The following is a 20904-nucleotide window of genomic DNA, read 5'->3' as shown; positions in this document are numbered from 1 at the left end:
TACTTAGTGACGTCGCAGTTGGCGTTCTGCATTAGTAATGCTCAATACCGTTTTTTCGTTACTCCTGCAGTTGGCGTTCTGCATTAGTAACGTATAACGTCGTTTTTTCGTTACTCCTGCAGTTGGCGCGCTGCGTTAGTAACGTATAACGTCGTTTTTTCGTTACTGGTGCAGTTGGCGCGCTGCATTAGTAACGGATAGACGCGTTTTTTGTTATTGGCGCAGTCGTCGCGCTGCGTTCGCGTAGTGATTGCACGTATCTACAAAAATCGCGCCGTATTTTTGCAACTTTTTCTACAGATTTTCGCCTTCCGGTAGTGTAAACATAAATATGGTAAGTAAGTAGTTTATAAGCATTACCTAATCGACATACGTTACGAAAGCGAGTTAACATGGCAAACAATTCCATTCTAGAGCAGCAAACCACAGCCGCTGCAAATCCTCTCGATGTGCGTGAATACGCCACGCGCACAGCAATTCGAGCAATCGCAATAATCGCGTCCGTTTACGGAATGGCAGCTTCGTTGCAAGGTCTTATGACTTTTACTTACTTTACAAATCTTTCTAATCTTATGATTTGTGTAGCTTTGGCTGGCTCTCTTGTGCTAGATACTACAGCTTTTATGCGCGCTCGCAGTTGCGCTACTAATTCTGCAGAATATGACACTTCTTCCGATTCTCAAGCGTCATTAGCGGTTTGGTTTGATTCAAAATCCAATGCTTGGTACGTTTTTAAATTCATGATGACAATCGCCATTGCGGTCACATTTACGCTTTATCTTTGCTTCTTAGCTCCTACGAATAAGCTAGGTTTTGTTGGTGCGTATATGAGCAACGGTTGCAGCAGTCTTTGTGTCCACGCAATTGCGCCGCTTCTTGCAATCGTAGATTTTATACTTTTTGACTATCGTTTCCGTTCAACCAGTGCACACATTTATTTTGCTACGATTCCGCCTTTGTCTTATGTTGCTTATGCTGCAATTCTTAGTGAGTTTGCGGGTGTGCGTTGGGGCGTTCACGCAATGCGTGCGCCTTACAATTTCCTTAATTATGGTGCTCCTGCAGGCTGGTTTGGTTTTGCTCCTCAGACTTTTAACGCCACTACTTTAGGTGTTGGAGTTGCTTATTTGCTTATTGTGTTTACGCTTATTTTTATTGGTGTAGGTCGCGTATTTCTTGCGTTGAAAGATGCGCGCGCTCGAGCTGTTTTGCAAAATTAGTTAAAACTTGCGCACCACTATTGCCCAATTGGTAGAATTGAGCGTATGTGTGAGGATTCTGCATTACAAGCGCTATTTGATGGCACGTTACGCAATTGTGCTGGGAATTTGACCAGTACGCTGCTGGTTTATGGCGCTCCAAATACTGGAAAAACGCAGTTTGCTGTGCGTGCAACAATTGCGGGATGCCAGCGTTGGCCTCATAGCATAACAGCAATGGCAGTGCAAAACAGAAATTTGGCTGCAAGTATTGACAATATTATTATTCGTTCTATTGGAGTAAGTGAGCAGTCGCGTCCGGTTGGAACGTTGGAATCGCTTGCTTTTCGTATTATTTCAGCTAATTGTAAGTTGCAGCATAAGCCTAATCCTAAGCTTCTTAATGGCGCTGAGCAGGATGCTCTTCTTCGCAAAGTTGTTCGCGAGCATATTGAGCATGTTTTTAGGGGAGACAATGGTGATTGCGATGTTTGCCAGCTTTTTCAGGATTATTTCGAGACTCCGCTTTGGGTTTCTCCTTTAACTGGCGTTGGAAATGATTATGATGCTTCGCTAAATTCTAAAGACTCAAGCGTCAGTGTTGAAACTAGCAGCGTTGAAAATAGCAATGTGGAAACAGGAAACGACGAAGATAGTAGTGTTGAAACTAGCAACGCATTTATGCATCAGCTTAGAGATATGCTTGCGCGTTTGGATGAGCTTGGAATCAACGATTCTTCCGACGAACAGTCTGTTTTAGATTCGCTTGATTTTGCAAAATCTACCGCAGAATCTGAAAATATTTTGCCAACTTCTTTGCTGGTTAACCGTCGCAGTACGCAGTGGCGTCTTGTTTTTGCGCTTAGATCTGAGTATCGCAAAATGCTTGCAGACACTTATAAAGGGTCGTTCCGTTTGGATGCTTCTGAGCTTTTGGTTGAAGGTTCGAAAGCTGCTCGCTTGCTTGGTGAATCGTCTAATTCGAATTCTTCAGAAATCCCAGATCTTCTTGTTGTTGATGATTATCAGGATATTACTCTTGCCGGTTTGAGTTTTGTGGAAACTTTGAGTAATCTCGGTACGCGTTTGGTTTTGATTGCCAATCCTGACGAGTCGGTGCAGACATTTAGAGGAGCGTACCCTGATTATGCGATTTCGGTTGCTTTGCGTGTGTTTAATGCAGCTGAGCAAACTCTGGAATATGCGATTTCTTCCGATTTTTCTGTTTCTTCTGCGGTAACTTCCGATTCTTCTTCAAATCAGATTCCAGCGCCTTCAATGCGTGATTTGCTTGCTGCTCGCGTTTCTCTTTCCTTGACTTCACAGTTAAGTACTGCTGTTGCGCTTCCAAATCGCCCTTGGAAAATGCCAAAATTTGCAGGGGCTTTACCGATTGAGCCTATAGAACCACCTAAAAATTCTAATCTCAACTCAGACGACACTGTTCGCACAGCATTATATCGTTCACAGCGTGAAGAATTAGATTCTGTTATTTGGCAAATGAAGCACGCTCATGTAAAAAATCGTCGCAAGTGGAGTGATATGGCGCTTATTGCGCACGATAATTCCACTGTTCGTCTTTTTGGTGAGCAGCTTCGCGCGGATGGTGTTCCAGTGCGTTACTCGCTGGTAACTCGACCGTTAAAGGACGAGCCATTCGTGCAAGGATTGTTTGCGCTTATTGAGCTTGCTCAGTTTGCTCAACGTTGCATTTCTGGGAATCTTGTATCTTGTATTTCGTATAAAATTCAGCGCGGCAAAAGTTTAAAAAATATAGCATTTTGGATGCAATCTCGCGTTAAGTGCATTATGGAAAGTCCTCTTGCATCAATAGTTCGTAACACTCGCGACTATTCCACTCGAGACTATGCCACTCGCGACTATAACAATCATTCTTATGGTGATTTAGAGTTTGAAACTCCTTCGCAGCTTAAAAATGTTGAGTCGCTTATGCGATCTTTGGCTTCTCTTTCCGCGGTTTTAGATGAGCAAAAAGACGAAAATAATTCGCTTAGTAATCAAAATATTCCTTTGAGAAAGCTTAAGGATTCGTGGGATGAATTTAGGAGTAATCTAAATAACGCCTCTAATAACAACACCAATGGTGATTCTAATGTTAATTTAGTTATCAATTTAGATGACGATATTAATGAAGATATGAGTGCTCTTTCGCTAGAGGCGTGCTATATTCTTTGTTTTGCAGATGTAGCATGCAATACTGATTCCCAGCAGTCTGATTCAACAGTGCTAAGTATTTTGCAAAATATGGCTCCTCGAAATCCTCATGTTGCAGCCTTTGTAAAAATCTGGAAAAATGTGCAGACTTTGGCTTTGCGGTTTGTGTCTCGCCCAGATTTGCTCAACGCTAAATATGCTCTTGGTGAAGCGTGGAATGTTTGCAATGTTGCTGAACGTTGGCAGCGCATGGCTTTGCAGCACAATCGTGAAGGCTATAGGGCAAACGATCGACTTGATGCTGCAATGCGTCTTTTTGACTACGTTTCTTCGTACAGCGATGAGAAAAGTTACGGTTTTGAAGCAGATTTGCAAAATAGCAGCGTTTCATTAGATTTTGACGACGAAAATTCTGCACTTCCAGCTGATATTAGCGATTTTATAGCGCAGGTTCGTGGCATGGAAATTGAGGCAGATTCTCTAGCTCGAGTAGCTCCTGTGCCAGATGCTGTAACGCTTACAACTCCTGCAGGTGCTGCAGGAAAGCATTGGTCGCTTGTTTGGATGCCAACTTTACAGCAGCGCGTGTGGCCAAATCTTGCTTCGCGCAGCACAATGTTTGGTGCGGAAAGTTTGGCAAGTATTATGTTGGATTCCAAGCAGAGAGCTATGAGTCAGCAGTTTAATGTGAATGACGCTAATAAATTATCTAATTCACATTTATTTGTATCTGCAAATCTTCTTGCAGCAAACGATAAATCCGCGGTTTTTGCTGGTGAGCAGCGTAGCTTTTTGCTATCTCTTACTCGTGCCACTGAAAGTTTGTATATTAGCGCGCAGTACAGCGATAGTGCTGTACCAAGCGATTTTCTTTACTATTATTTGCCTGAACGCTACTACAATAACGAAAATTCACGCACGCCTTTTACCGATTTTAAAATTCCTTTCGCAGGCTTAGATATGGATGTTCGCGGATTGGTTTGTGCCGCGCGTGCAAAACTTGTGCGAGATGCTGCCGGTAAGAATAATTGCGATAATGCGAATGAAAATAGCGGAGTTTTAGACGCTGCTAAAGCATTGCGATTATTGCGAGACTCTGGAGTTGATTGCGCTGATTGTAGTCAATGGGATTTTATGAGCGAAATTACAGAAAATTCTTCTGCGGAAAATATTTCTACTAAAACTAACAGTACTGTGGTGAGCTTGTCTCCTTCTGCTGTAGACAGTTTATGGGCTTGCCCAGTGTGTGGATTACTGAATCGTCAACTTGCAGGTCCTCAGCCAGGAAGTGCTGCAACGTATTTTGGTACGTTAATTCACGAAACTGCAAGGTGGGCTAGTGAAAATAAGCACTACGATTTTATGGACACTGTGCTTGAAGAATCGCCTGTTAAGGAAGTTGAATCTAAAGAAGTTTCTGTAGATGATTCCCAGTATTCCCAGTATTCTCAGTATTGCGCTCAAGTGAGCCGAATAAACGAAATCGCAAATCGCATGGAGGAGTATTACGAAAGTATTGCTCCTGAACTTGCTGATATTCGAGATGCAAAAGAGCGGTATTCTGCGCTTTCTAGGCAATCTAATATAAGTCGTGCTCTTCATACGATTGCACAATATTTCGTTACATCTTTTAGTCAGGAAACTTACGATTTTGACGCAAAAAAGTCAGATGATGGCGTTGTTGAATCTCTTACGCCAAGCGAAAAATCTTTAGAAAGTAGCATTGGAAGTCTTTTAGAAGCCTGCTGTGAGATGCCAACAAGCGCTCATTTTGGTTTTGATGACATTGCGCGCGTGTTGAACAATACTTTTAAAGCTGCAAATTTGCAAACCGTTTCTGTTCGCGACTGTTACGAGTTGATGGGAGCATTGGTAGGCGGTTGGCCGGATGGTGCGTGCGAAGATTTGCAATTGCATATTCACGGCAGAATTGATCGACTTGAAAAGCGAAAAAATGCGGACGGTTCAGAAAATATTCGCTTACTTGACTATAAAACCGGAAAAGTTCCTCCTTCAACAGGAGTTTTTAATGATTTGCAGTTAGTTTGCTATCAGCTTGCTTTGCTTTTTGCAGACGAAAATCCACTTATTTCCGCCTCTAATGCGCCAACAATTGCAAGAAGTGTGCTATTCCATGTAGTTGACAACGATTATCCGGCTCAAGACCACAGTGTTGCAGAAAACTTATATCAACCGCCTCTTTGCATTGCTGACGCTTTGAACAATAAGCCGCTTGAAAGTCGAGCTGGATTCAAAAATATGGCAAGATTGCTGGATTGCCCGCAGTTGGAAGAAATTATGAAAACATGCCCAAATAATGTAAGCGATCAAGCTTGGCAGTCATTCCGGTGTTTAAGTGAAACTGCAAAATGGTCTCTTACTATGATTTCGCGCGTTTTCTACGCGGCTGCTGCAGTTCGATCTAAGCAAATTATTGCGCATCCAACTTCGCAGCATTTGAAATATTGCCGTGCAAAACAAGTCTGCCCAGCTTGCGCAGGCCGCATAGATACCGTATACGAGGTGCGTAAATCATGATTGATGAAATTAATAACAAAACTTTGTGCGAAAAAGCTCTTCGCGAAGATGCCGTTCGCACAAAATCTCCTCGCAAAAATACGGATAGTGCAGAACAGTCTGTAGCAATTACAGCGCCCGCAAACAAGAATATGATTATTGTTGCTGGAGCTGGCAGTGGAAAAACATATACTATGACGCGTCGCGTTATTGATCTTATTGACCGCGGCGTTGCTCCAGAAAGCATTTTAGGACTTACGTTTACGAATAAAGCTGCGTCGGAATTGTTGGCAAGAGTTGCGCAAGCCGTAAGTCAACATGCAAACGTAAGCAAACAAAGCTTTGGTACGAGTGCGTCATCTTCAAATTCTTTAAGTTCTTCAAACGCATTTTTGAAGCCAGAAGTAATGACTTACGACGCATTCTTTCAGTCAATTGTGCGCCAATATGGTTTGCTAGTTGGTTTTGATCACAATACTCAGCCTCTTAGCGACGCTGGAGCGCGCGAACTAATTAAGCCTCTAGTAAACGAGTATGTTGATAAGCATCCGGAAATTGTTAAATTGTATAAGTTTGATGCTTTGGTTGACGACGTTCTTGCGCTCGCTGCAGATATTTCCTGCTCGATGATTGGTCTAAATAGTAGGGGTGAGTCTTTAGACAGTACTTCTTCAGCTGTTTTAAAAATTCAAAAGTGGAATAATGCGTGGATTGAACATTTGCAAAAAGCGCTGAGTGCGGCCGAAACTACTACGATTGTTGCAAAAAAGCCGAGCGCTGTTAAATTGCGTCGCGCAAAAACAGAATCAGACGAAAAATATTTCAAAAAATGCGAAAATTACGGAAAAGAATACGTTGAATACCTAAATATTACGCTAAAAAATACGTGTTACGATTCTTGTAATAAATTATTTGAAGCCGCTAAAAAGCGTGCTGCTTTGCTCGACTTAGTTCTATCTTTTGATTCTGCAAAGCGTAGCGCAAATATGGCGCAATTTAGCGATTTTACGATTGCTGCATACCGTTTGGTAACGCATTTTCCTTCTATTGCAGCGCAATATCGAAGGCAGTACAGTCAAGTTTTGTTAGACGAGTATCAAGATACTTCCACAACGCAGGCAATGCTTATTGCAACTCTGTTCCATAATGCAAGAGTCGCAAGCGAAGATAATAGGGATAGTAGCGATAGTAGTGAGAGCGAGAATAGCGAGAATACTTCTGCTGGCAATTCTTTAGCGCATCAGCAAACACATATTGCTGCAGTTGGAGATCCTTTTCAAGCAATTTACTCATTTAGAGGAGCAAGCTCGGGTGCTTTTAGAAAACTTCAGCAAGCGCTTAATATTGACCAATCAAGCGAGTTTTCTCTTACTCAAACGCGGCGAAATTCTAAGCTTATTTTGCAGGCGGCAAACGCTATTACAAAACCTTTGCGTGTGCCGTCTCTTCGCAAAAGCAGTTCGTTGGCTTCGGAAGTAGAAGTCAAAAATCTTCAATATCTTGAAAATGCTCCGCAAGGCAGCGTTAGCGTGCTAAATATGCCTACGCAATATCAAGAAATTGAAGCAGTTGTGCGATTCGTAAAATATGTAAAACAAAATGCTTTAGCGCAAAACGACAATATTCTAGCTTCTGGCTTACAAGCGAGAGCAGCTGTGCTATTTCGCAGCAAAACCAATATTGCAATGTATGAAGAAGCTTTGCAAAAAGCAGGTTTGCGCACTTTAACTGTTGGATATTCCGCTCTTCTTGAAAAACCGGAAGTAAAAGACGTTCTTGCTCTTCTTTCTGCTGTTGCAGATCACACGAATACTTCCGCGCTAATGCGACTTCTTGCCACACCTCGATTTGCGCTTAGTACTGACGATTTAGAGGCTTTAGCTAATGCTGCAACCGATGAAAACGTTGAGTATGTTTTCAACGCTTTGGCTCAAGCAGGTTTAGTGGATTCTAAAGCTCCGCGCGCATCTTGGGCGAAGCTTGTGCGCGAACAGCAGTCTAAAGGCGCTCAAACTAATAGTGTTCACGGCGGAGTGTTTATTGCGGATGTGCTGCTTGAAGCGTTTAACTCTACTGTATTTGCAAAAAATTCTACGAAAGACACGCTTAATCATCTTAAAAATAAGCTGAGTAGTAAAGCAAATGCAGCAATTCTTCGCGCAGGCAAAGTTCTTGACGCTGTGGAACGTGCTCAATCTGGAAGTTTGCATGATGTTGTTCGTACTGCTGTTGAAGCGTTAAATATTGATATTGATGTGGCTGTTTCGCGTGCGCTTATGAACGACAATTCAAGTAATTCAACGCTTCTTAACGATATGCACAGCACACTTGACGCAATTTATTCGCTTGCTGACGCATATTTGCAAGAAATGAGTGATTTTACGCAGCCTACTTTGCGCGGATTTATTTCTTGGATTCAAAATATTGACAAAATTGACGATCAACCTGCTTCAGTTGACGAGCCTGCAGACGTGGTTTTGATGACAATTCACCAGTCGAAGGGTTTGGAATGGCCTGCTGTTGCAATAGTGGGTCTTAGCGAAGGTGCTTTCCCAAGTAGTCAGGGAGATGGTTTGCGCGTAAAGCAAACCAATCAGGATGGCGTGTATTTTGAAAGCGCGTACGCAACTCTTGAAATCGCATCAAAAGTGCCTGTGCCAATTAGAGTCGATGCGGATATTTTGCCGCGATTTCCTCACAACGCAGATTTGAGCGTTAGTATGAATCCGCAAGAATCCTTGAGAAATATGGAAACCGTTGAAAAAATCGATGCGGAAATCTACGGTTCTCGCGCGCAAGCAATGCTTGATTTAGCCGAAAAATTCTACGAGCGTGAAGATGTCCCAGAAGGAGCAATTCCTGTAGAAGCGCGTCAAATTTACGATGCTGCAATGAAAACCGGAACTCTTCCTCTTTCGCAAGTAGAGGAGCGTGGGCGAGCTTTGCATGTTGATGAGAGGCATCTTATGTATGTGGCGTTGACGCGAGCGAAATTTGCGGCTTTGCTTACGTGCAGTCAGTCTAGTGCTATGACGGCGGATGTTAATGGGGAAGATAGTGAAAATGGTGCAGCAAACGCTGCTGGTTCTGCTTCCAATACTTCATCTTCGCGCTCAAAAAAGCCTTCTGTTTTTTGGAATGAAGTATTTAAAGAAATGCAAGAATCTTGCGGATCTGTTGCCGAAGTAAAAGTTGATTTAGATGAAGTTGGCTATGCTGTTGGCGAATCTGCTTCTAAGTTTGCTGAATTATTTAGTGAGCCTAGCGAAATCCCTAACGAAAACAACAAACAGCTATTAGCTTGGCCGAGTGCGTCGAGTGAATATGTGCGAAATGCGCTTAATAAGTCTGCTGAATATTCTGAAATTGCTGAGATTAGTGCAATTGACAAGGCTTACGAAAATGACAAGTCTGACGAAAATTCGCTACTTTCTAGGGCAAAAGCTTTGTTGCAGGATGCAGATTTGATGCCGAAAATTGATTGGTATCACAATACGGTTGCGCTTAAAAATAGGGCGGATCAGCTTTCAAAAGTTGAAAATGTAAATGTTACGGCTGTGCAGCGCAGGGCAATATTTAATAAAAATGCTGATGAAAATAACAATTCTTTCGAAACGAAGGAAGCTAAACGTTTGCGAAGCGAGTGGATGGCAATTATTCGCCCTATTCCGCGGACGGCTTCTCCTGCATCTGATTTGGGTACGAGATTCCATGCTTGGGCGGAACAGTTTGTAAATGCGGGTTGCTTGAATAAAAATTCCACTCAATATGATGTTGTTGAAAATATTTCTGAAAAACTTGCGAAAATCGAAAAAACTGCGCAAGACGAAAAAACTGCGCAAGTCGAAAAATCAGCTGAACACAAATTATTAATATGGGAAAAACGTTTAGCTACTTCAAAATGGGCTTATCGTCGACCTATAGCAGCAGAGCAGCCGATTGTTGCACACGTGCCAGAATTAGGCGATCAAATTATTAATGGCAAAATTGACGCAATCTTTGCAGGTGGTTTAGATCCAGAAGATTCAAGTAAATTGTATACAGTAGTTGATTGGAAAACTGGTCGTAAGCCAACTGATCCGCAAGATATTGCGTTAAAACTCGGTCAGCTTGACTGGTATCGTCTGCTTCTTTCGCTTATGACGAACGCTCCACTCGAGGCTATCGATGCCACCCTTTATTATGTGAACGTATCGGATGAAAAACAACGTGAAATTCATGCCGAAGCAAAAACAAAAGATGAAATCCTTGCCGAGTTACACTCTGGCACGTTAATTTCCCTCGATGATGATGACGCATAAATGTTGCTATTGCAATCATTTTGCCGCAATTTATTTGCTGCAATTTTTGTTTGCTGTGCCAGATTTTGCGCCGCGATTGAAACGCATCGTGCATCACTTCGAAAACGTGCAGATTCCTCGTGCAGTGTGTGTGGGCGGGCATACGCACAACATCGATTTGAGTATGAAGTAAGGAAGAATCAGAATTATGAACGTAGAGTTCCGTCCTGTAAAACTTAGCGATATTGACGCAATCGTAAAAGAATACGAACGTACCTGGGGTATTTCGCAACAAGTTGGGGAAGATGCCTCATTAAGTCTTTCTCGCCGCTGCGTATTGCACTATTTGAAGCCTTCAACTCACGGTACTATTGCACAACTCGACGGAAAGTTTATGGGATTGCTTTTGGCGCGCGTTTTTGACGCTCCAGTTTTGTTCCCAGAAGTAAGCCAAATGCTTTTAGAGCAGGATTCTGCTATGAAAGCTAATGCAGACAAAAATTACCATCTCGCTTTAGAAGAAGCTCATGGCATGCGCGCTTTGGAAACAAAACTTGAAGCAAAATCGCATATTAATAATTTAACTCAAGCAGAATTGGAGCTTTTCCTTGTATCTCCAGATGCTCGCGGGCACGGTGTTGGCGGAGGATTGTGGAAGCATACAATGCATTTGCTTAGAAATAACGGTGTAAATCGCTACTATTTGCACACAGATTCAGCTTGTGACGTGAGTTTTTACGATTATCACGGGCTTAGAAAAGATGCTTCTTGGAAGCGCGAGGATCATATGCTAGAGGCGAAGAATATGAAATCTTTGGTAGATGACTTGTACATTTACTCTGGTGAGCCAATGATTCGTTCAAAGCGTGCAAAAATGGCAACCGCTAGATCTCAAACTAGAGCGTAAACGTAACTTCGAGAAGCTTATTCGTAAGTTTATTTGTAAGTTTATTTGCGAATTTATTTGTGAATGTAAAAGTAACAGTTGGGTAATTAAAAAGGAGTAATAAAATTTATGTCGTTTAAAGCGGCAGCAAAGTCTAAAGAAAAAGCAAAGTCTAAAGAAGACATGGGGAAATCCTCAATAATTTCTAAATATTCTAGACTTTTTTCATTGAGCGGCGCTAAAGCGTTTTGCATTTCGGGGGCAATTGCGCGCTTGCCAATGTCAATGATTGGTTTGGGAATTGTTTTGGCATTAAACCATTTGTATAACAATTGGACTGTAGCTGGAGCAATGGCCGCATCCTACGTTCTTGCGCAGGCTGCAGTAACGCCAGTTTATGCAAAACTTTTTGACAGATTTGGTCAGCGAAAAGTTGGTGTTATTGCGCTTAGTGCACAGGTTATTGCAATGATTTCGTTTGCGTTTGCGGCATTGTTTAGAGTTCCGCTAGCGCTGCTTTTTGTTCTTGCGATTGCGATGGGCGTGACGCAATTTGCTTTTGGAGCGTTAGTGCGTACGCGCTGGGCTTACACTCTGCGTGCGGAAGATGACGATTCGCTGCTAAATGTTGCGTATGCGCTTGAGTCTGGAATTGATGAAATTGTGTTTATTCTAGGCCCTATTTTGGCCGCATGGCTGGCTACTTCTGTGCATCCGGTTTCGCAATTATTTGTGCCAGTTTTAGCGAGCGGGTTGGGTGGAGCATGGTTCTTTTCGTTAAAAAATACTCAGCCGGCAGTAATTAAAATCGTGGAAGTGCCAACGGCTGCAGCCGGAGATGTAGACGTTATGATCGCATCTCAAAAAGAAAGCGAAATCTCTGCATCTGAATCAGAATCGCAAAAACAAAATTCTAAGCGCAAGTTTATTGACAAATTCAGTCTTAAACAATTGCATAATCATCATGCAAAAAAGAGCGGTAAAAACGTGCTTTTATACCGTGGAATTATTCCTCTTGTGCTTATGTTTATTGTGTTCAACATGAGCTTTAGCGCGTTTGACGTGTCAGTGACGGCTGCAATGAAATCGCAAGGTCTTGAGCATTTTATTGGCATGCAGCTTGCACTTTTTGCGTGCGGATCTCTTGTGGGTGCAATAATTTTTGGATCGCACAAATTCCGCGGATCTAACTGGTCGCATCTTATTGTATTTTTGACGGTGCTGACTATTGGTTACGTGCTTATGAGCTTGAATATTGACAGGCTTATGCTTATGAGCGTTTTTGAAGTGCTTTCTGGGCTTTGCGTATCGCCAATTTTTGCAACTGGAAATCTTATTGTGAAGGCGACTGTACCTGAAGAATCGCTTACGGAAGGTCTTTCGTGGCTGCCGACAGCTTCTGCGGTAGGAGCATCTCTTGGGTCGATGGCGGCCGGTACTGCAATTGACGCATGGGATTCGCACGGCGGAATGATGGTTCCGTGGATTTCTACGCTGGTTGCAATTCCTATAGCCGCGTTTGGTTGGTTTATTGTGGTTGTGCTTAAACGACATAAACTGCGCAAGTGTGAGTAGTTTATGTCGCATTTACGCCAAATTCCGACCTAAACGACTCATTCGTGAGTAGTTTATGTCGCCTACGCAAGAAAATTCGACCTAAACGACTCAGTTGTGAGTAGTTTAGGTCGTTTTAGAAGCAAAATCTGAGTTGAGTCCTAACGGTACACTAGAAAGAAGTGCGCAATAGCGCAAGATGTAGTGAGATGAATATGACAACTGAATTAAAAAAGAATACAGAAACCCGCAAAGAAAAGGGTAATTCCTCGCGTCGCAATGCAAATGCGCTGCCTCCTGTAGTGAACGATCAGCGTGAAGGAGCGCTTATTGCTCCACCAAAATATCGCAAAGGTTCAATGCGAATCGTTCCGCTAGGCGGTTTGGGTGAAATCGGCCGAAATATGAACGTAGTTGAATACAACGGCCACATACTTCTTATTGATTGCGGTGTGCTATTTCCTGAAGAAGAGCAGCCGGGCGTTGATTTGATTTTGCCTGATTTCCACTATATTCAAGATCGACTTGATAAGGTTGAAGCTTTAGTTTTGACGCACGGTCACGAAGATCATATTGGTGGCGTACCGTATCTTCTTAAGATGCGACCGGATATTCCGCTGATTGGCTCTAAGCTTACTCTTGCCTTTGTGGAAGCGAAGTGCCAAGAGCATCATATTGAGCCGAAACTTACTCGCGTTGAAGGCCGCGATAAGATGAAAGTAGGTCCGTTTAATCTTGAGTTTATTACGGTGACTCACTCCATTCCGGATGCTCTTGCTGTTTGTGTAAAAACTCCAGCCGGAACGCTTATTGATACTGGTGATATTAAGCTTGATCAACTTCCTCTTGACCATCGCATTACTGATTTAGTTGAGTTCGGGCGTTTAGGTGAGCAAGGCATAGATTTACTTATGGCTGATTCTACAAACGCTGAAGTTCCTGGATTTGTGAAGCCTGAAACTTCGATTGGTCCGGCTTTGGATCGTGCTTTTGCTGAAGCTGCGCGCAAGATTATTGTTGCTAGCTTCTCAAGTCACGTGCATCGCGTGCAGCAAGTGGTTGATGCAGCTCACAAGTTTGGCAGAAAAGTTGTGTTCGTTGGCCGCTCTATGGTTCGCAATATGTCTATTGCAGCAGACCTCGGTTACTTGCATATTCCTGAAAATACGGTTGTGGACTTAAAGCAGGCTAAGGATGTTCAAGACGACAAGCTTGTTTACATGTGCACCGGTTCTCAAGGAGAGCCAATGGCAGCTCTTGGGCGTATTGCGGACGGGAATCACCGAGATATTACTGTTAATGAGTTTGACACTGTTATTCTTGCAAGTTCGCTTATTCCGGGAAATGAGCACGAAGTTTATAAGGTTATTAACAAGCTTGTGCAGCTGGGTGCGCGCGTAATTAACAAAGATAACGCTGCAATTCACGTGTCTGGTCACTGCAACGAAGGCGAACTTTTGTACTTGTACAACATTGTGAAACCAAAGTGCGCTATGCCAATTCACGGTGAGCATCGTCACTTGGTTGCAAACGGATTGATTGCTGTAAAAACTGGCGTTGATCCAAAGAACGTTGTTTTGGCAGAAGATGGCGATGTTGTGGACCTGTACCACGGAAATGCAGCTGTTGTTGGTTCTGTTCCATGCGGATACGTTTATGTTGATGGCGATTCTGTTGGTGAGCTTACTGATGAAGAGCTTGAAAAGCGCAGGATTTTGGGCACAGAAGGCTTTGTTTCGAGTTTTGTTGTAGTTGATACAGAGCACGCTGACGTTGTTTCTGGGCCGAAGATCTTCTTGAACGCTGTTGCTGAAGACGAGGCTGATTTTGAGAAGGTTCGTCACCAGATTGTTGAGCAGTTGCAGGATGCGATGATGCGTGGTGAGCATGATACTCATAAGTTGCAGCAGATTATGCGACGCACTTTGGGTAGTTGGGTTGCTCGCGCTTTGCACAGGAAGCCAATGCTTGTGCCGGTAGTTGCGGATATTGCAGAAAATAATCAAATATAATCAAAAATATCAAAAATAAAGAAAATATTCGCAATTATTCGTAAATAGCTGAAAATAATCGTAAATATAATCAAAAATAAGAAAAATATAAGGAAGGTACAAAATATGCCAGGAGCAAATCTTACTCGTGTAGAAGCTGCGGAACGCTTCGACGCAATCCAAATGCCAATTCATTACGATGTTGCGCTCGATTTAGGCAAGGGTGGCCGCGATTTTAAGTCGCACACAAAGATTGAGTTTGATGCTAAAGCTGGTAGTACAAGCTTCCTCGATTTGATTGCAAACAGCGTTGAATCCGTGGTGTTAAACGGTACTGCTCTTGACGTTTCTAAAGTTTTTGCAGACAGTCGAATTGAGCTTGCAAATTTGCTTGAGCATAATACCGTAGAAGTGGTGGCAAACTGCCAGTATTCCAACACGGGTGAGGGTTTGCACAGAAGCGTTGATCCTTCCGACGGAAACGTTTACCTTTACACACAGTTTGAGGTTCCAGACGCTCGCCGCGTTTACGCAGTGTTTGATCAGCCAGATTTGAAGGCTGTTTTTGACTTTAGTGTGGATGCTCCAGAAAGCTGGATTGTAACTTCCAATATGCCAGTTAAAAGCGAAGCAGCGTTAGAAGGCCGCCAAACCGAAGCCGGTACTTTGGAAAACGGTGCAGTAGAAGGCATGAAGCGCTGGGTGTTTGAGTTAACTCCAAAAATGAGCTCTTACTTAACTGCTATTTGCGCAGGGCCTTACGCCGAGTGGCATACATCTTACAACAATGAAGATGGCCGCGTAGTTCCAATGGCAATGTACTGCCGTCAAGCACTTAAAGACGCTTTTGCAAAAGACGTTGACTACTTGTTCGATATTACGAAGAAAGGCTTTGCTTTCTACGCTAAGACTTGGGGCGTGCCGTATCCGTACGCAAAGTACGATCAGATTTACGTGCCAGAATACAACGCTGGAGCTATGGAAAACATTGGTATGGTTACCATTCGAGACCAGTACGTGTTTGAATCCAAAGTTACGGACGCTTATGCTGAGCGCCGCGTTGTAACAGTTTTACACGAGCTTGCACACATGTGGTTCGGCGATTACGTAACTATGAAGTGGTGGAACGATCTTTGGCTTAACGAGTCTTTTGCTGAGTTTACGTCTACGCTTGCAACGGCTGAAGCAACCGAATGGCACGACGCTTGGAGCACGTTTAATTCCGGCGAAAAAAGCTGGGCGCTTAATCAGGATCAGCTTCCAACAACGCACCCAATCGTGGCTCCAATCAACGATTTGAACGACACCTCCGTCAACTTTGACGGCATTACTTACGCAAAGGGTGCTTCTGTATTAAAGCAGCTTGTGGCGTATGTTGGTCGCGAAAAGTTCTTTGAAGGAATCCACAATTATTTAAGCAAGCACGCTTATAGCAACGCAACTTTGGCTGATTTGTTGCACGAGTTAGAGCTTACAAGCGGACGCGATCTTAAGGCTTGGAGTGCTCAGTGGCTTGAAAAAGCTGGAATTAACACGATTTCTACTGAAGTTGAAGAAGCTGGTGACGGCACTATTGCTTCTTTGCGTTTGCGCCAGAGCGCACCAGCTGAGCACCCTGTTCTTCGCGCGCATCGTTTGGCTGTTGGTTTCTACAATGTAGACGAAGCAACTGGCGAAATTAAGCGCACAAAGCGAATCGAACTTGACGTTGACGGTGAAGTGACGGAAGTTGCGGAAGCGCGCGGATTGCAAATGCCAGCGCTTATTCTTGTAAACGACGACGATTTAACGTACACAAAGCTGCGATTTGACGCAAAGTCTCTTGAGTTTGCTGCAGAAAATCTTTATCGTTTTAAGGATTCTTTGACGCGCTCGCTTATTTGGCTCGCATTGTGGGATATGACTCGCGACGCGCAATTCCCAGCAGAACGCTTTGTGGAACTTAGTCTTAAGGCTTTGGCAACTGAGCGCGAATCAACTACTTTCCGCTATGCTCTTGGTCAAGTAAAGGTTACTGCAAGCCACTACGTTGTTCCAGAGCGTCAAGCGCAAGTTGCAAAGCATGTTGCTCACGAACTCTGGCAGTTGGCTTTGGCGGCTAATGCTGGCTCGGATGAACAGTTCCAGTTACTCAAGGCTTATCTTGGATACGGCGAAGTTGGAGATGCTGAGTTCGTGCGCGTAGCTAACGGATTGCTTGACGGTTCCGTGAATCTAGAAGGCTTGGAAATCGACAACGACTTGCGTTGGAGCATTCTTATTGCGCTCGCAGGCGTAAATGCCTTGGATGAAGCTGGAATTGACGCGGAACTTCAAAAGCGCGACACGACTGAGAATCGCGAGTATGCATATCAGGCTCGTGCGGCTCGCTCAACTGCAGAAGCTAAGGATTGGGCTTTTGAACAGGCTTTGCGCAATCTCGATTTGACTAATATGCAAATGGGCGCTGTGGTTGCTGGATTTGCAAGCACAGCTAAAGGCGATTTGGTTAAGCCTTATGTTGAGCGCTACTTTGCGGAAGTTGAGTGGATTTGGAAGAACCGCACATTCCATATGGCTGAGGCTTTGATTGAAGGCTTGTATCCAAATTATGCAGATGTAGACGAGCTGGTTGACCATGGTGAAAAGTGGCTTGAGGAGCATAAGAATGCGGATCAGGCTTTGCGTCGCATGGTGCTCGGAAGCCTTGATTCTTCTCGCCGTACTCTTAAGGTGCAGCACTACAACGCTTCCTTGCGCTAAATTCTGAAACATTTGCCGGAGATTTTTCCGGCAAATGTTGTAGCTTTGTCTGTTTTTGACCACAAATGCCGTGTATTTTTCCTGGCGTTTGTTGTCGTTTTGGCGGATTTGGGAAACATTTGCCGTGTAATTTCCTGGCATTTGTTTACCAACTATGCGCGGTGAAATTTTTTTATAGCGCGTCATGTAATGCTACGAGTAAGATTGCAAGCAGTGTGTGACGCGCTAGTATGCAATGTTGTTTGCTTGCGCGCAGGATGAAGTGATTTTTGCGAAAGAGGCTTTATTATGCCAAGAATGTTTGGTACGGATGGCGTGCGTGGATTGGCAAATCGCGATTTAACAGCGCAACTTGCGTTGGATTTAGGTGACGCTGCAGTGCGCGTTTTGGGAGATAAAAGCGCTGCTTCATCTGCTGCATCTACCTCGTCTGCTGAGGAAGATGCATCCTTAGTTAACGGTTCTCACTCAACTCACGCTCGTCGTCGCGCTCTTATTGGTAGAGATACCCGCGTTTCCGGAGATTTTCTAGCTTCTGCTCTCGCTGCTGGCATGAGCGCTGGCGGTTTTGATGTTATTGATGCAGGAATTATCCCAACTCCTGGAGTTGCGTTCTTAACTTCCGTGCTAAACGTTGAAATGGGTGCGGTTATTTCCGCGTCGCATAATCCTATGCCAGATAATGGTATTAAATTCTTTGCGCGCGGCGGTTTTAAGCTTCCAGATAGCAAGGAAGATGAGATTGAGGCTGTTCTTGGTCAAGATTGGGAGCGCCCAATAGGTGCTGGTGTTGGTCGAGTCAGCCATGACACTACTACAGCTACTAACTTGTATATTGATCATTTAGTTTCTGCTGTTGCACCTCTGAGCGACTCTTCTACTACGCGCCCAAAGCCGCTTGCAGGTTTGCGTGTTGTGGCAGATTGTGCAAATGGTGCTACTTCTGTTGTAGCTCCTGAGGCTCTTCGTCGCGCTGGTGCAGAAGTTGTTGTTATTAATGCATCTCCTGACGGCTACAATATTAACGATCATGCAGGTTCGACTCATCCAGAGCAGTTACAGGCTATGGTTAAAGCTTCAAAGGCTGATTTGGGTGTTGCTTTCGATGGTGATGCCGACCGTTGTTTAGCTGTTGACGAGAACGGCAATATGGTTAATGGTGATCAGATTATGGGAATTCTTGCGCGCGCAAAGCAGGCTGAAGGTAAGCTGAATCACGATACGCTTGTTGTAACAGTAATGAGCAATCTTGGCTTAAAGCTTGCTCTTAAAGATATGGGTATTGCAACCGTTCAAACAAACGTCGGTGATCGCTACGTTTTGGAAGAAATGCTTAAGCATGATTATTCACTCGGCGGTGAGCAGTCTGGTCATGTTATTAATCGCGAATTTGCAACTACCGGCGATGGTACTCTTACTGCTTTGACTTTGTGCCGTGAAGTTGTGCGTTCAGGCAAGAAACTTTCGCAAATGGCTGCAGACTTCCCTCAGCTTCCGCAAGCTCTTGTAAACGTTCCAAATGTAGACAAAATGGCTTCCAAAACTAACGCTGCTGTTCTTGCAGCGGTGGAGAAAGAATCGAAACTTCTTGGAGATACAGGTCGCGTTCTTCTTCGTCCTAGTGGCACCGAGCCGCTTGTGCGCGTTATGTGCGAGGCTGCAACTCAGACTCAGGCAGATGAGGTTTGTGCTCGTCTTGCTCAAGTTGTGGTTGATAATCTGAAGTTATAAGTTTGCTTATTTTTTGCGTTTGCTATTTGCTCACATTCCACTCGGCTCTAGCAGTGCGCAAATAATTTTGATACACTTATATCTTTAGTGCTGCTTTCAAATTCTGCTCGCGGCATGTAAATTTTGTAGATTTTCGCGTTACTGTGCGCGTTACTTAAAACGGTGAAAAGGAGTCCTATGTTTACGCATCACGCAAGTGTCGATACTAAGCTCAGTCGCGCTGTTGAGCGCTTGCTTGATTCCGCTACAGAGGACGGTATTTTGCCGATTGTGCAAGCTGGTGAGCCGGTTCTTCGTCAGCGTACTGTTGCGTATGACGGCCAGCTTACACGTGCAACTCTTACTAAGCTTATCTCTCTTATGCACAGCACAATGTTGGAAGCTCCGGGTGTTGGTTTGGCTGCTCCGCAGATTGGTTTAGGTCTTGCGATTGCCGTTATTGAAGATCATGTTCGTGACGATGAAGACGATCCTCGAGACATTGCAGAGCTTCCGTTTAGAGCTATTATTAACCCGCATTATGAGCCTATTGGTACTCAAACTCGCAGTTTTTACGAAGGCTGCTTAAGTGTTTCCGGCTATCAGGCTGTTCGTCAGCGTTGGCTTGACGTTCAGGCAACTTGGCAGGATGAGGACGGCAAACAACATTCCGAGCGTTTGCACGGTTGGCCTGCGCGTATTTTCCAGCATGAAACTGATCATCTTCGCGGCGAACTTTATATTGATCGTGCGGAAATGCGTTCGCTTTCTACCGACGAGAACCTTGAAGATTATTGGGCAGATGAAGCAGTTCCAGTAGCTGCCGCTCGTACGCTCGGTTTTGCAATCTGAATATTTTTTATTCTTTTATTCTTTTGTAATAGTCGTAGCTAGAATATCGTTTTTTATATTTTAGAAAATTATTTGCGATATTAAGTTTGTTCATTGCAATAGTGTAATAGAATATTTGTATGCGTTTTTACTTTTTAAGGTATGCGCGCGTGATTGTTACGTTATTAAAGAAGGATTGAAGAGTGAAAGTATGTAATAAATGCGGTACTCAAAATATTGATGCTGCAAAATTCTGCAAAGGATGCGGTAATAAATTAGAGGCATCGCAAGGTGCGCCAGCTCAGCAAGGTGCAGGCATGCAGATGCCACAAGGTGCAGGCATGCAGATGCCACAAGGTGCACAGATGCCTCAAGGTATGCGTCCAACTAATCAGCCAATGCGCGCACCTATGAATATGCCAAATAATATGCCGATGCAAGCGAATATGAATGTGCCAATGCAGGCTCCTAATCAGCATCCTAATCAGGCTCCAATGGGAAATATGCAAGCGCAGGCTCAGGCTCAGTACACTACTCAGTTTCCGGTGCAGCGTCCGATGCATGCTTCGACTCAGCCTAATCCAATGAGTGTTGATCAAACACAGAAGTTTAATCAACCTAATAGTGAGTCTGCTTCTAACTTGCAAAATTTGGTTGAAGCTTCGGAAAATAAGCTTGATAAGCCGGTTGAGGAAGTTAAGTCAGTAGAAACTAAGCCTGTTGAAGATGTGAAGCCAGAAGTTTCTGCTAAGCCGGAAGATTCTGCTAAGCAAAGCGAGCCTGCTAAGGCGGATGTTAAGCCAACGAACGAACAACAAATTAATCAGCCTATGCATGGTCAGACTATGCATGGCCAGCCTATGCACGGTCAGCCTGCACCTGGAAATCCTATGCCAGGCAATCCTATGCAGGGTCGACCAGTCCAGATGCAAGGTCAGCCTATGCAAGGTCAGCCAATGCAGGGCCGTCCTGGTCAACCTATGCCTGGCCAGCCAATGCCTGGCCAACCAATGCCTGGC

Annotated in this window: 9 protein-coding genes and 1 pseudogene; all 10 read left to right on the top strand. The window is 44.0% G+C overall.

Going from position 1 to position 20904, the window contains the following annotated elements; all coding sequences use genetic code 11:
• The first annotated feature begins 392 nt into the window (after positions 1-392).
• Positions 393-1220 carry a hypothetical protein gene (locus CGSMWGV1500E_RS04150; protein WP_004127378.1) on the top strand — a complete coding sequence of 276 codons (828 nt, stop codon included), beginning with the start codon at positions 393-395 and terminating at the stop codon, positions 1218-1220.
• A 45-nt stretch (positions 1221-1265) separates the two neighbouring features.
• A complete protein-coding gene (locus CGSMWGV1500E_RS04155) occupies positions 1266-5912 on the top strand; it encodes a PD-(D/E)XK nuclease family protein (RefSeq protein ID WP_004127375.1) in 4647 nt (1548 codons plus the stop codon).
• Positions 5909-10192 carry an ATP-dependent DNA helicase gene (locus CGSMWGV1500E_RS04160; protein WP_004127372.1) on the top strand — a complete coding sequence of 1428 codons (4284 nt, stop codon included), beginning with the start codon at positions 5909-5911 and terminating at the stop codon, positions 10190-10192. The genes CGSMWGV1500E_RS04155 and CGSMWGV1500E_RS04160 overlap by 4 nt, the downstream gene beginning before the upstream one ends.
• A 187-nt stretch (positions 10193-10379) precedes the next feature.
• Positions 10380-11078 carry a GNAT family N-acetyltransferase gene (locus tag CGSMWGV1500E_RS04165; RefSeq protein WP_004127370.1) on the top strand — a complete coding sequence of 233 codons (699 nt, stop codon included), beginning with the start codon at positions 10380-10382 and terminating at the stop codon, positions 11076-11078.
• Between the two features lie 108 nt (positions 11079-11186).
• A complete protein-coding gene (locus CGSMWGV1500E_RS04170) occupies positions 11187-12632 on the top strand; it encodes an MFS transporter (RefSeq protein WP_004127367.1) in 1446 nt (481 codons plus the stop codon).
• Positions 12633-12826: 194 nt separating this feature from the next.
• Positions 12827-14623, top strand: a complete 1797-nt coding sequence (locus tag CGSMWGV1500E_RS04175) for a ribonuclease J (protein WP_032843424.1) — start codon at positions 12827-12829, stop codon at positions 14621-14623.
• A 105-nt stretch (positions 14624-14728) separates the two neighbouring features.
• Entirely contained in the window at positions 14729-17344 is a 2616-nt protein-coding gene (gene pepN / locus CGSMWGV1500E_RS04180; RefSeq protein ID WP_004127362.1) for an aminopeptidase N, read from the top strand.
• 288 nt (positions 17345-17632) lie between these two features.
• Positions 17633-19075 (top strand): phosphoglucosamine mutase, encoded by a 1443-nt coding sequence (glmM, locus tag CGSMWGV1500E_RS04185; RefSeq protein ID WP_004127359.1) that lies wholly within the window; start codon positions 17633-17635, stop codon positions 19073-19075.
• Positions 19076-19252: 177 nt separating this feature from the next.
• Positions 19253-19906 carry a peptide deformylase gene (locus CGSMWGV1500E_RS04190; RefSeq protein ID WP_004127356.1) on the top strand — a complete coding sequence of 218 codons (654 nt, stop codon included), beginning with the start codon at positions 19253-19255 and terminating at the stop codon, positions 19904-19906.
• A 182-nt stretch (positions 19907-20088) separates the two neighbouring features.
• A pseudogene (locus tag CGSMWGV1500E_RS06480) lies at positions 20089-20904 on the top strand (zinc ribbon domain-containing protein); the annotation flags it as partial.

Source organism: Gardnerella vaginalis 1500E (assembly GCF_000263595.1).
Lineage (GTDB): Bacteria > Actinomycetota > Actinomycetes > Actinomycetales > Bifidobacteriaceae > Bifidobacterium > Bifidobacterium vaginale_E.
Note: the sequence above shows the minus strand (reverse complement) of the source record. Positions and strands in the feature narration are given on the sequence as shown.